Raw genomic sequence first — 11,776 nt, 5'->3', positions numbered from 1 at the left:
AATCCCGTCCTGCTCGTTATGCCCTTCGATATCTTCGGAAAGACCTTAACTGAACGGCATTAGCCCCGAAGGGCTGCTTTTTTTTCGTCTGCCAATGCTGACCGGCAGCGGGCGGGTTAGCGCTGCGCAGCTTCGTGCCTTTCTTCACCGCGATTGCCTTGCGGGTGTGGTTGGCCCTCGTGGTGCTCTTGCCGCGGCGGCTGAGGCTGAGGCTGAGGCTGAAGCTGTGGTTGTGGCTGTGGCTGTGGCGGCCGGGCTTCAGGCGGACGCGGTTGCGGTTGCGGCTGCGGTTGCGGTTGAGGCGGATGGAACTCTGGCGCACGCGCCTGTGGCTGCTGTTGCGGCGGTCGCATTTCAACAACGTGCGGCTGCGGCGCCGGACGCGGTGCGTCCATGTGCGGCTCTGCCGGCCGTTGCGTGGGCTCGGGGCGAGCGCGCATCTGCGGAGGCTCGTTGTGCGCGCGCCCCTGCATTGCCGGCGCCGGATTCCCATTGAAGCGATTGGGCTCCTGACCACCGTGCTGCGGTTGAGGTTGCGGCGTTTGCGGAGCGGCTTGCGGCAGTTGCGGGCGCGGCGCGAAGGCACGGCGTTCGTCGTGCGGTGCGCCGGGGGCACCTTCGTGCTGCGGTGGCCGAGTCGTCATGCCGGCAGGGCCTTGCTGTGCCTGCGCCGTCTGCGGCTGTCCGGGCCGCTCTTGGGGCGCGGCGGCGCCTGGCAGCGGACGTGGGCGATTGATCGAACCTGGCGCCATCAGCGCTTGCGGAGCCGGCACAGGTTGCGCACCATGCTGACCGTTTTGCGGGTTCGGCGCGCCAGGACTGGGCGAGCCCATCAGCCCGACCGGATGCCCCGGCTCGTTGCCGGGGCGTGCAGGGCCATTGGGCGCGGCGCGTGTCAGGCGTAGACCAGCGGCCTGAGCAGCCACCGGCGCAGGCGGCACTCCCGCATTGGTTTGGCCGCGCACCGAAGCGACGCGTGGGCCTGTGCTGCCACCCGTCCACGCCGGACCGGCGCCGGGCAGCGCGCCGCCTTGTGAACGGAAGCGCTCCGCCAGGGCGTCATGTCCGCCCGCGGGTGCGGCAGGCGCGCGTACGGCGATTGCCTGGCGTGCAAACGCCTGCTGCGGCGGCAACTGATGCGGCCCGCCATTGGCCGCCGCGCCCACCAGGCTGGCGCGCACCGGCGCCAGCGCTGGTGTCGACACAAACTGCGCATGTGCCATTTGCGCGCGCAGTTGTTCGGGGCGCAGATGCGTCATTGCGGGGCCGACCGGCTGACCGTTCACGAACGTTTTGGCTGGCACGGCCGTCAGCGCGGCCGGGTTGTTGGCGTTGACGTACGTGATCCGGTTTGCGTTCCGGATGTTGGTTACGTTGGTGTTGTTGATGATGGTCTTGTTGACCGTGACGTTATTCACCACCACCGTGCGGTTGATGTTGGTCACGTACGTCGGGCTGGCTGCGTACACCGGGCGATAGGCCTCGCCGGGGGCCAGCGGGAACCACGCCACGCCCGGCGAGCCGATCGAGATGTTGATCCCCCAACTCACGCCGCCGCCGCCTCCGCCGCCCACAAAACCAACAAGTGCCGGCGCATACACTGGGCGCGGTATCACCGGCCCCGGCACCCAGCACCAGGTCGTGCCGACATACGCCCAGCGGCCATAGTGGAACGGCGCAAAACCCCACGGCGCATCATCGACCCACGTCCAGCCCCACGGCGCGACCCAGGCCCAATGGCCTGTGCGATACGGCGCCCAGCCGACTGGCACTGCACGCGGCACCCACACAGCACCGTAGCCGTCTTCTTCACGCCACGTGCCGTTGTCGTCGAGAGCTTCGTAACCGGTCATCTCGCGGCCGACGTAACGGGCGGAGACGGAAGCGTCTTCACGGGCGTCGCGTGATTCGGACCAGCGGTCGAAGGCGTCGCGGCCGGGGTTGTCGGTGCCGCCAGCCTCGGCGAGGTTGGTGCCGTCGAAGCGGACTTGCTGGCCGACACCCAACGGCGTGGAACGATCATCGCCGTAGGCCGTACCGTGCCCGTGCCAGACGGTGACGGTCGTGCTTGAGCCATCCGGCGCCACGTCAATGCGGTATTCGCCCGGCGCCTGCGGCGTGAACGCCAGGTTGGGCGTATCGACTTCGATGGTCTGATCTGCCGGCAGCGAGCGCACGCGCACCGACAGCGCGCCTTGCGTGAGCTTTACCTGCGTGTTGCGATCACCCAGGTCGACGAGCGTGGCACCGGTGTTCTGGCCCAGGCGCAGCGCTGTCGAGCCGACATGCAACTCGCTGTGGCTGCCCTGGTCGGACCACAGTCGATCACCGGTGGTGAGCGGGCGGTTGAGCGAGGCACCGGCCCAGTCGTCGGAGCCGGCGGGCGCGAAGCTCACCGTGCCCGAGAAGTCAGACAGCCGCGCAACGCGTGAAGCGGGGTCCGCGGCCATCGCAGCCTGTTGCCCGCAGACCAGTAGCACGGCTGCAACGCCCACGGCGCGCAACACATGCGGCAGCCGCATACCGGAGAAGGGCGCGCGACGGGAAACATTGGACATGATGAGCCCTCGTTTTTAGGGCGGCCTGTGCCGCATGGATGTCTCCATTTAACGCGGTAGGCGCCGAGGGGTCGACTTGCCTTTGTAAGCACGTGTTTCGCGGGGTGAGGCGCCGGGCGACCGGCTGGCCGGTCGTCATGCGATGCGCACCGCCGCGAACAGAGCGGGCGGGCGCGCGAATTGCGCACACAAAAAAAAGCGCGCGGGCCGGGGAGCACCGCGCGGACGGGAAATCCCTTCGAGGGGTCAATTCGAAAGGGAGGGGTAACCATGCACCGGAGAATGTGTCGTCGTCATCGTGTCGGATGAGATGCATCATCTGATGCCCAACATGGCGCACAACAATTGGACACAAACGCAGGGTGCGCAGGCATTGTGGGCGACAGGGTGGCGCTGAGGCGTAACAAAGTGTGTCGGATTGCAATCGAATGCAAGCGCTGTAAAGGCCGCTTGGTGTGAAGCGAAAAGCGCCTGAAAGACGGGCTGAGGGAACGCCTGCTGCACCTGCACAGTCCCATCGCTTTGCTGCTTAGGCAGAAGGGGCCTGGAGAAAGGCGAGCCAGCGGTGCGTGTTCTGGTTTGGAATGTCGAGTTCACGGGAGGGAGGCATGCAAAGGCATGTGTTGCAGAAGTGGGGCGGGGCAGGCGTTTTTGTTACCTTGATGGGAGCTGTGGGCGGGGTGGGCGTCGCTCACGCAGGTACGGAAGCGGCCTCTGCTCCGCCTGCTGCGCCCGCGAGTGCGCCGGCCGCCTCCGCGCCTGTTGCTTCTGCGCAAACCATCCCTCTTGCAAAAACGAAAGAGCAGTCCGAGCGCCTTGTTGGCAGTTTCTGGCAGGGCACGGTAGGCAAGAGCGCCGACAGCCCCGGCTGGAATGTCTGGCTGAGCGTGTACGACCCGCCCCCCAAAGCGCAGGACAAAGACAAAGACCCAGTAGCCGACACGCTCACCGGCGAGGCGTACGACGACCGCCCGCAGGGCCGCACCCTCTGGGCCGTTGAAGGCCGCAACGCGCCTGAGCGCCGCTTTGTGTGGCGCGAGCGTGCGGATGTACTCGATGCAGCCGGCCAGTCCGTCGTACGCGAGGGCGGCACGCTCTCCGGTGCGTTATCGGCCGACGGTGCCACTGCTACCGGCACGTGGAGCGACGGCGGTCGCAGCCAGCCTTTCACGCTCAAGCGCGTGGCGCGTTACCAGGAAACCACCAGTGCTTCGGGCCAAGCCACGCTGACCGAGCGCTACCCCGTCACTGGCGACACCGCCATTGACGCGCTGGTCCAATCGCTGCGCGTTCGCAAGTGCGATCAGTACGACACTCAATGCACCATCCGCATCAGTGCCATCGGCGTGGGCGACACCGTGAGTCTGTTGCGCATGGTGTGGGCCTACAGCGGCGGCGCGCACGGCAACTACAGCTTCACGGGCGGCAACTGGCGACGCGGCACGCAAGGCTTCCAGCCGATCGCATTGGCCGATGTGCTGAACCCGACGGCCGCCTGCCTGCAAAGCTTCAACACGCAGATCGTCGATGCGCTCAAGCGCGAAGGTGCGCCCGACGCGCCGCGCGGCGCGCTCAAGGAGAAGGATCTGCGTAACGCCGCGTTTCCGTTTACGCTGCAAGGCGACCGTATCGTCGTGCACTACGGGCCGTATGAAGTTGGTCCGTATTCGTCGGGCGCGTTCCGTGCCGCTGTACGCTTGGATGACCTGAGCGCCGCATGCAAGCGGCCCACCACCTGATTGCAACTGCATCGCAACCATGTCTGCCAATCCTTCCTACGCCGACGAACAAGCCACCATGCGCCGGCTGCTGTCCGGCAAGACCATCGCCGTGGTCGGGCTGTCGCCGCGCGCCACGCGGCCCAGCTATGACGTGGCGCGCTATCTGCAGCAGGCCGGCTATCGCATCGTGCCCGTCAACCCGCGGCACGCGGGCGAAGATGTGCTCGGCGAGCCCTGCTACGCCACGCTCACCGAGGCTGCGACGACGCTCGCTGCTGCCGGCCAGCGCATCGATCTGGTTGATATCTTTCGCCGATCCGAACAGGTGCTGCCCGTCGTGCAGGAAGCCGTGACGCTGGGTGTGGGCGGCATTTGGGTGCAGCTCGGTATCGTCAACGACGAGGCGATGGCTGTGGCGCGCAACGCCAGCATTCCGGCCGTGCAGGACCGTTGCACAAAGATTGAGCACTGGCGACTCGGCATCGGGCAACACGGCTGAATGCCATTGAGCGCATCACGATTTGTGACGGTGGCGCGCGCGGTTTGCTCTAGGCTTTTGCGTTTCTGTTTTCTCAGGAGCGCCTGATGCAATGCCGACGCTGGATATCCGCTGCTGCGCTGGCCGCAGCATCATCCTTCACCAATGTTGCCAATGCCGCCGGAGCCGGTCTGAGCGTGCACGTGCTCGACCAGCAGACCGGCATGCCGGCCACTGCCGTGCGCGTCACGCTCGATGCCCGCAACGCTGCAGACGGCGCCTGGCACACCATCAGCCAGGGCACCACCGACGCCGACGGCCGCATCAAGGCTTTGCTGCCCGCCGGCCAAATGCTCGCCACCGGCGACTACCGCGTGACGTTCGACACGGGTGCTTACTTCAGCAAACACAACACGCCCGCGTTCTTCCCGGAAGTGCCAGTCGTCTTCCATGTGCAAGACGCCAAGCAGCACTATCACATTCCGCTGCTGCTCAGCCCGTTCGGCTTCTCGACGTATCGCGGGAGCTAAGAGGCAAGCCGCAGCGGCGCGCTACACTTCGGCCGTCATCGAATCTTCTTCGCATTCTCTGCCCACCATGGCCGTCGATCCGCAAATCCTGCAGTTCTACCAACGCCTTGCCGAGCATTTCGGCGCCTTGCCTGCGCCGGAGGATGCAGCGGCGCAGCGCGCACGCTTTGAAGCGATTGCCGCACTGTCTGAGCGGCCCGACCCCGATGGCGTTGACGTTTCGGACCTGAGCTTGCCGCTTGCAGGGCGCACGCTCGACGCCATCGTTTTTCGTCCGAAGGGCGTGACCACGCCGCGCTTGCTGGTGTGGTTCCACGGCGGAGGTTGGGTGGTTGGCGCACCGCGCACCACGCACCGCATGCTGGCCGCATTGGTAGCGCAAGACACGGGTTGCGCCGTCGTGAGTGTTGATTACCGCCTCGCGCCCGAGCACGCGTTTCCCACGCCCGCCGACGATGCACGTGATGCGCTCGCGTATCTGGCCGCACAGCGTGCGCACCTTAACGTCGAGCCGGACTTCCTGGCGGTGGGTGGTGATAGCGCGGGCGGGCACCTTGCGGTGCAGGCAGCGCAGGGCATGCGTCCAGGGCTCGTCAACGCGCAGTTCCTGCTGTACCCCGTCACCACGCCGGCTTTCGGCAGCGAGAGCTACAACGCGTTTGCACAAGGTCCTGGCCTTACGCGCGACGAAATGCGCTGGTACTGGGAGAAATACATTGGGGCTGAGGCACTCGCCAAGCCGCTTGCCGAGCACGACCCGCGCGTCTTCCTGATGGCGCACGCGCCAAAGACCACGCCGCCCGACACCGTCATCATCGTGGCCGCGCACGACGTGTTGCGCGACGATGGCCTGCACTACGCCGACTACCTCGTGCAGCACGGCGCGCAGGTCATCACCATTGAAGCGTCGGGCATGACGCACGCCTTTGCACGCATGCAGTTCGAAGCCGAGCGTGCACGCGAATGGATGCGCCGCGCGGCGCATGCATTCGTTGGGATGACGAGCGAGGAATAAGCGAAGGGGCTAGCGCGTTGGCGGGCGGCGCGAGCGGAACGCCGCCAGCACGCGGCGCGTGACGAACAGCGAAAGGTAGTCGTGCACGCGGGCATCGGCGGCCAATGTGCGCATCGTCTGCATGTACTGCTCGCGGACGAGATCGGCGGGTGCGCCGGTGTCGTGTGCAATTTGGTCGATCTGCTCGTCTTGGTCTGCGATGGCGGTGCCCATGTTTCCCTTCCCATCGTTGCTTTGGCAGTGACGCGCGGGGCTGACTTGCGCGGTGAGTGATCACTATAGGAAACGCGACAGAACAATCCAGCCTTTTTGCAAAGCTTTCAGCGGGCTGTCTGCCCTGCATCAACACAGCGAGATTGCCGGGACAAAAACTGCACCGGCAAGGCCCATTGGCCCCTTATTTTCCCCAGTTTGCGGGCATGCTCTGCAGGCCAATGGCGGCGCCCGACGTATCTGTCACGCGCGCCAGTTCACGATACGCAATCGCCTGCACGCGCTCGGGCAGCGGCACAAACTTGGCCTTGGCGGCCAGTTCATCGCCGTGGAAGTAACCCCACGTCAGAAACTTCAGCGCGGCCAGCGTGCGCGGGCCCGACGCACTCACCGCCGGTACGACGATGAAGGTGCCCATGGTGATCGGCCATGTCTCTGCGCCCGGCAGGTTGACCAGCGGCGCGGTGAAATCGCCTTTGCGGTTCCACGCGCTTTGCATCACGGCTTCGCGAAAGCCGCTGACCTGCGCGCTGACAAAGCGGCCCGCGACGTTGCGCAACTGCACGGCGCTCAGGTCATTGTCGAGGATGTAGTTGTAGTCGACGTAACCGATGGCGCCGGCCGCGGCCTGCACGGCCTTGACCACATCGCCGCTGCCCTTGGCGGCCGTGAAGCCGGCGGGCCAGTTGATGGTCGACTTGGTGCCGTAGGCGCGCTTCCAGTCGGGGCTGACGGCGCTCAGGTAATCGGTGAAGTGGTACGTCGTGCCCGAGCCATCGGCGCGCACCACGGGGCGGATCTTCAGCTTGGGCAGCGTCACGCCTGGGTTCAGCGCGCGCAGCTCGGGTGCGTCCCAACTGTCGACCTTGCCGAGGAAGATCTGCGCGAGCAGCTCGCCCGTGAGTTTGAGCTGGCCCCGCGGCACGCCCGGCACGTTCACGAACGGCACCGCGCCCGTCACCACCGACGGCACACAGACGAGCCCCGCCTTGGCGGCATCGTCGCTGGAGAGCGGCACGTCAGACGCCCCAAAATCCACAGAGCCCGCACGAATGCGCTTCAGGCCTTCTCCTGAGCCCACCGCGTCATAGCTGAGCGTAACGCCCGACGATGCGGCATACCCTGCCGACCAGACGCGATAGACCGGCGCAGCGGCGGTTGAACCCGCGCCGCGCACATCCGCGCGAGCGAGAACTGGCAGGCCCGCAGCCGCAACGGCCAGGGCGAGAACAACGTGCTTGAACATGGAGAGACCTACGGACTGCTGAAGACGCAAAGCCTGCGATTGTAGCGACGCACGTGTGACAACGTGCCATGCGCCGCCGATAGGCCCCATCTCCAACATAGCGGTATGTTGTAAGACGTTCCGCAAACGTTATGCGTAGTAGGGGGTCACTCGGCGATTTTGATTAGTCCTCTGGCACTTTTCACATCATCTCGCAGACTGCGCACGATCGCGCCTGAGCGGGCCGTCATTCCCGGACAGCACCTCTAGCAGCATCTGAAGCATCAAGATTCGACCGGGCTTGATTTCGTTTTCATCGATTTCTTCGCCAGCAAAATCTGGGCAGGGTGGGGCCAGCGCGACGATCGACCGGCGCCCAAATGGCATGGCAACGATCACCATGGTGAGTCCGCCCGATGTGGAAACCAAGGCGGCCTGGGTGCAGCAGCGTGGCAAGACGGATCCCTTTGGCGGGATTCATCCGCTGGACTGAGTTCACGATTTTGCTCGACATGTTGCGCTTGCCGCAGGTTCAGTTGGCGGCAACGGCCGGGGCGACCGGGTGCTCGTCGGGAATGAGCGCGGCGCGGCGGCGCAAATCCTCCGTCGTCTCGCCATTGCCACCGGGCCGCCAGCCTGGCGGGCGGAAGAGATAGCCGAGGACTTCGCTGGCCGAGCGCGCCGCCTTCAGGTCTTGCCACAGCGCGCGCCATTGCGCGAACTCGATCACCAGCAGGTTGTACGTGCGCATCGGGTGCACGAGGCCGTAGCGGCAGGGCACGTCTTTGCGTTCGGCGATGTAGGTGCCGAACAGGCGGTCGAAGATGATCAGCACGCCACCGTAGTTGCCGTCGAGATATTCGAGATTGGACGCGTGATGCACGCGGTGCGCCGACGGCGTGTTCAATACCCATTCCAGTGGGCCGAGGCGGGGGATCCATGTGGCGTGAATCCAGAACTGATACAGCAGATTGAGCGACAGCAGCATCAGCACGATGCGCGGCGGCATGCCCAGCAGCGGCGCCAGCACAAAGAACGCCAGCGTGCCGCTCAGGCGGCCCGTCCAGCCGAAGCGATAGGCGGCAGACAGGTTCAGGTCATTCGGCGAGTGATGGATGGCGTGCGTGCACCAGAACCAGCGCACGCGGTGCGCGGCGCGGTGGTACCAGTAGTAGCAGAACTCCTGACCGAGAAAGCATGCGGCCCAGCCGGTCCAGTGATCCATCGGCAGGGTCCAGAGGCGATGCTGGTAGACCCATTCCAGCCCCTGCGTCCAGAACGCCAGCGGCAGCAGCCAGCGCAGTGGGTACTCGCGTACCAGGAAATCCACCACCGATACGCCGGCAGCCTTCCAGTCGTAGTTCGTCCAGCCGTTTTTCAACGACAGCACGATCGCCTCGGCCAGTGACGACACCAGCACGAGCACCACGGCAATCTTCAGAATGGTGAACAGCACAGCCATGGCACGGGGCTCCCGGCGCTGTAGGGAATGCTCGCGACGGTACTGCAAACGATGCCGAGGCGGCAATCGGGGCCGATGCCGGGGCGTCTTGCAACGTGTTCAGCGCGCCCATGTGTTATTGCGGTTGTGCAGAAAGACGTGCACGCCGCCGCTCTTGTCTTGCGCCACGCCGGCGCTGCCCCAGGGGTAGCGCGCCAAGTCGCCTGGGTCATCGCCGAGTTTGCGGGCGATCCAGCCGCGGTGGCGTTGTTCCACAACGTCGATGTCGTCATACAAAACCGGCTGCGTCAACTCGACCAACACGCTGACGAGCGCACCGTCTTCAAACCGCAGGCTGACGGTAACGGGCGTTGTGTCGTCCAGCGCGGCCACGGTTGCGAACTGGCAGGCGACGTTTTTGCCATCAATGCTCACTGACCGCACGGGCCCAACTGCAAAGCGTGCGGGCAAGGCATGGGCTTGCGTCTGCGGCGTGATGTGGATGTCGGCCAGCCGGATTTCGCCGGTGGCGGGGTCGATGTGCAGAGCGTCGTGCATGGGTTGGGTTTCGCGGGAAATGGGCTGCCTGGGCAATCACGCGAAGCGTTTCCTGTTATAGCAGCCATCCGCCCCAGGGAGCGGGTTTTGCCGACTCAAGTTCGCCTGTGGCGTGCCGTAGCAGCTTGGAGTGGCCCCCCACAGCCAGCAGTCGGTTCTGGGGGACGCTGCGGTCGCCGCTGCACGCAGTCAGATTCATGCCAAAACGTTCTACCAAGAAGAATCATGATCTCCTCTCTCCGCACCCGAATTCTCCTGATTTCATCGGCCACCGTGGTTGGTGCCCTGGCGCTGTCCGGCGCGGCGACATATTCCATCGTGCGCTCCAATACGATGGAATCGATCGAGCAGAACCTCGCTGCCGTCGCCAGCGGCAACACGCTCGCCATCGACAAATGGGTCAGTGCCAAGGCGCAGGCCGTCAAGGCCACCGCGGGCGTGATCGAGCACGGCGACCCGCAAGGCTTCGGCAAGCACATGGGTGACGCCAACGGCTTCCCCATCATCACGATCGGCTGGACCGACAAGAGCTTCATCTCCACCAGCGCCACCACGCCCAAGGATTACGACCCGACCGTCCGCCCCTGGTACAAGCAGGCCATTGCCGCAGGCCACTTGCTCGTCACCAAGCCCTACGGCGACGTGTCGACCGGCGTGCCGTATGTGTCGTTTGCTGCGCCGCTCATCCAGAACGGCGAAACCAGTGGTGCGCTGTCTGGCGCCGTGCCGCTCGATGGCGTGCGCGAGGTGGTGGCAGCGGTACACCCGACGCCGTCGAGCCTGGCCTTCGTGGTCGCTAAAGACGGCCAGGTGATTGCGCACCCGGACGCAAAATTGATGCTCAAGCCGGCCACCGATGTGGCGGCATCGCTCACCGCCGATACGCTCGCCAACCTGGCGAAGGCCACGTCGCCGCTGGAGGTTGAACTGGCCGGCGCACCGAAGCTGCTCAAGGCGCAGGCGGTGCAGGGCACCGACTGGTATCTCGTGATTGCCCTGGATAAGGCCGAGGCGACGGCCGGTTTGCGCAACGTCGTGCGCGCCATTGGTGTGGCCATGGTGCTGCTGACGCTGGCTGCCGTGGGCATCGCCGCGTTCTTCACGTCGCAATCGTTCCGCCGCCTGTCACAGGTGCGTGATGCGATGGACACCATCGGCTCCGGCGGTGGTGACCTCACGCACCGCCTGCCCGTGGTCGGCAACGATGAGGTTGCGCAGATCAGCGCCTCGTTCAACACCTTTATCGACAAGATCGGCGAAGTGCTGCTGGAAGTGCGCGCCAGCGTCGACAGCATGAAGTCCGCCACCGGCGAGATCGAGGCGGGCAACCGCGATCTCTCCAACCGCACCGAGGTCTCGGCCAGCAACCTGCAGGAAACCTCTGCCGCGCTGACTGAGCTGACCACCAGCGTGAAGAACTCCGCCGATGCGGCCGTGCAGGCCACGCGCCTGGCCAGCGACGCCAGCAATGCGGCCACGCGCGGCGGCGACGTGGTCTCCAGTGCCGTCAGCACGATGGACGAGATCGCCAAGTCGTCGGCACGCATTACCGAGATCATTGGCGTGATCGATAGCATTGCGTTCCAGACCAACATCCTGGCGCTGAACGCTGCGGTGGAAGCCGCCCGTGCCGGCGAAAACGGCCGCGGCTTTGCCGTGGTGGCCGGCGAGGTGCGCACGTTGGCGCAACGCAGCGCCACCGCCGCACGCGAGATCAAAGACCTGATCCAGGCGTCCGAAGCCAGCGTGAAGACCGGCGCGCAGCGCGTGCAGGCTGCCGGCGCGACGATGCAGGAGATCGTGCAGGGCATCGAGCGTGTCGCGCGCATCATCGGCGAGATCGACGGCGCGATGCACGAGCAGAGCACCGGTATCAGCCAGATCGACCGCAGTGTCGCCGAGATGGATGAAGCCACGCAGCAGAACGCCGCACTGGTGGAGCAGTCGACCGCCGCATCGTCGATGCTCAACGAGCAGGCGCATGGTCTGGCGCGCACGGTGGGGCTGTTCAAACTGCGCACCAACTGACGCACAACC

The 11,776-nt window shown here is 65.5% G+C and carries 11 protein-coding genes; 6 read left to right on the top strand and 5 right to left on the bottom strand.

What is annotated here, in order from left to right:
• Positions 1-116: 116 nt before the first annotated feature.
• Positions 117-2,558: a DUF6600 domain-containing protein gene (locus tag PSUB009319_RS15570; protein WP_124383131.1), complete on the bottom strand. Its 2,442-nt coding sequence runs from the start codon at positions 2,556-2,558 to the stop codon at positions 117-119.
• Between the two features lie 608 nt (positions 2,559-3,166).
• Between PSUB009319_RS15570 and PSUB009319_RS15565 the strand changes: the two genes are divergently transcribed.
• The 4 genes from PSUB009319_RS15565 to PSUB009319_RS15550 all read left to right on the top strand — a co-directional run bounded on the left by PSUB009319_RS15565 (position 3,167) and on the right by PSUB009319_RS15550 (position 6,302).
• Complete coding sequence (locus tag PSUB009319_RS15565; RefSeq protein WP_124383130.1) at positions 3,167-4,297, top strand: RsiV family protein; 1,131 nt, start codon at positions 3,167-3,169, stop codon at positions 4,295-4,297.
• Between the two features lie 19 nt (positions 4,298-4,316).
• The gene (locus PSUB009319_RS15560; protein ID WP_124383129.1) at positions 4,317-4,778 is read left to right on the top strand and encodes a CoA-binding protein; all 462 of its coding nucleotides are present in this window, start codon (positions 4,317-4,319) and stop codon (positions 4,776-4,778) included.
• An 86-nt stretch (positions 4,779-4,864) separates the two neighbouring features.
• Positions 4,865-5,287 carry a hydroxyisourate hydrolase gene (uraH, locus tag PSUB009319_RS15555; RefSeq protein WP_124383128.1) on the top strand — a complete coding sequence of 141 codons (423 nt, stop codon included), beginning with the start codon at positions 4,865-4,867 and terminating at the stop codon, positions 5,285-5,287.
• Positions 5,288-5,354: 67 nt separating this feature from the next.
• On the top strand, positions 5,355-6,302 hold the full coding sequence (locus PSUB009319_RS15550; protein WP_124383127.1) for an alpha/beta hydrolase: 948 nt from the start codon (positions 5,355-5,357) through the stop codon (positions 6,300-6,302).
• Between the two features lie 9 nt (positions 6,303-6,311).
• Here the strand turns inward: PSUB009319_RS15550 and PSUB009319_RS15545 are convergent, their stop codons facing one another.
• On the bottom strand, positions 6,312-6,515 hold the full coding sequence (locus PSUB009319_RS15545; protein WP_124383126.1) for a DUF3562 domain-containing protein: 204 nt from the start codon (positions 6,513-6,515) through the stop codon (positions 6,312-6,314).
• Between the two features lie 184 nt (positions 6,516-6,699).
• Positions 6,700-7,761, bottom strand: coding sequence for a phosphate ABC transporter substrate-binding protein PstS (pstS, locus tag PSUB009319_RS15540; protein ID WP_124383125.1), 1,062 nt, complete (start codon positions 7,759-7,761; stop codon positions 6,700-6,702).
• Between the two features lie 364 nt (positions 7,762-8,125).
• Here pstS and PSUB009319_RS15535 point away from each other — a divergent pair, with 364 nt between their 5' ends.
• Entirely contained in the window at positions 8,126-8,233 is a 108-nt protein-coding gene (locus tag PSUB009319_RS15535; RefSeq protein WP_306308033.1) for a DUF2875 family protein, read from the top strand.
• Between the two features lie 39 nt (positions 8,234-8,272).
• On the opposite strand, the gene PSUB009319_RS15530 is transcribed toward PSUB009319_RS15535, so the two are convergent.
• Both PSUB009319_RS15530 and PSUB009319_RS15525 read right to left on the bottom strand, forming a co-directional pair.
• Complete coding sequence (locus tag PSUB009319_RS15530) at positions 8,273-9,202, bottom strand: sterol desaturase family protein (RefSeq protein ID WP_124383124.1); 930 nt, start codon at positions 9,200-9,202, stop codon at positions 8,273-8,275.
• A gap of 99 nt (positions 9,203-9,301) precedes the next feature.
• Positions 9,302-9,739: a hypothetical protein gene (locus PSUB009319_RS15525; RefSeq protein WP_124383123.1), complete on the bottom strand. Its 438-nt coding sequence runs from the start codon at positions 9,737-9,739 to the stop codon at positions 9,302-9,304.
• Positions 9,740-9,964: 225 nt separating this feature from the next.
• Here PSUB009319_RS15525 and PSUB009319_RS15520 point away from each other — a divergent pair, with 225 nt between their 5' ends.
• Positions 9,965-11,767, top strand: a complete 1,803-nt coding sequence (locus tag PSUB009319_RS15520; protein WP_124383122.1) for a methyl-accepting chemotaxis protein — start codon at positions 9,965-9,967, stop codon at positions 11,765-11,767.
• The last annotated feature ends 9 nt before the right edge of the window (positions 11,768-11,776 follow it).

Source organism: Ralstonia sp. SET104, assembly GCF_003851545.1.
Classification (GTDB): domain Bacteria; phylum Pseudomonadota; class Gammaproteobacteria; order Burkholderiales; family Burkholderiaceae; genus Ralstonia.
Note: the sequence above shows the minus strand (reverse complement) of the source record. Positions and strands in the feature narration are given on the sequence as shown.

Excerpts from the sequence above, each read along its gene's own strand:
- PSUB009319_RS15530 (WP_124383124.1), bottom strand. The coding sequence starts at position 9,202 with ATGGCTGTGCTGTTCACCATTCTGAAGATTGCCGTGGTGCTCGTGCTG.
- PSUB009319_RS15535 (WP_306308033.1), top strand. The coding sequence starts at position 8,126 with ATGGCAACGATCACCATGGTGAGTCCGCCCGATGTGGAAACCAAGGCG.
- PSUB009319_RS15565 (WP_124383130.1), top strand. The coding sequence starts at position 3,167 with ATGCAAAGGCATGTGTTGCAGAAGTGGGGCGGGGCAGGCGTTTTTGTT.
- PSUB009319_RS15520 (WP_124383122.1), top strand. The coding sequence starts at position 9,965 with ATGATCTCCTCTCTCCGCACCCGAATTCTCCTGATTTCATCGGCCACC.
- uraH (WP_124383128.1), top strand. The coding sequence starts at position 4,865 with ATGCAATGCCGACGCTGGATATCCGCTGCTGCGCTGGCCGCAGCATCA.
- PSUB009319_RS15525 (WP_124383123.1), bottom strand. The coding sequence starts at position 9,739 with ATGCACGACGCTCTGCACATCGACCCCGCCACCGGCGAAATCCGGCTG.
- PSUB009319_RS15570 (WP_124383131.1), bottom strand. The coding sequence starts at position 2,558 with ATGTCCAATGTTTCCCGTCGCGCGCCCTTCTCCGGTATGCGGCTGCCG.
- PSUB009319_RS15550 (WP_124383127.1), top strand. The coding sequence starts at position 5,355 with ATGGCCGTCGATCCGCAAATCCTGCAGTTCTACCAACGCCTTGCCGAG.
- PSUB009319_RS15545 (WP_124383126.1), bottom strand. The coding sequence starts at position 6,515 with ATGGGCACCGCCATCGCAGACCAAGACGAGCAGATCGACCAAATTGCA.
- PSUB009319_RS15560 (WP_124383129.1), top strand. The coding sequence starts at position 4,317 with ATGTCTGCCAATCCTTCCTACGCCGACGAACAAGCCACCATGCGCCGG.
- pstS (WP_124383125.1), bottom strand. The coding sequence starts at position 7,761 with ATGTTCAAGCACGTTGTTCTCGCCCTGGCCGTTGCGGCTGCGGGCCTG.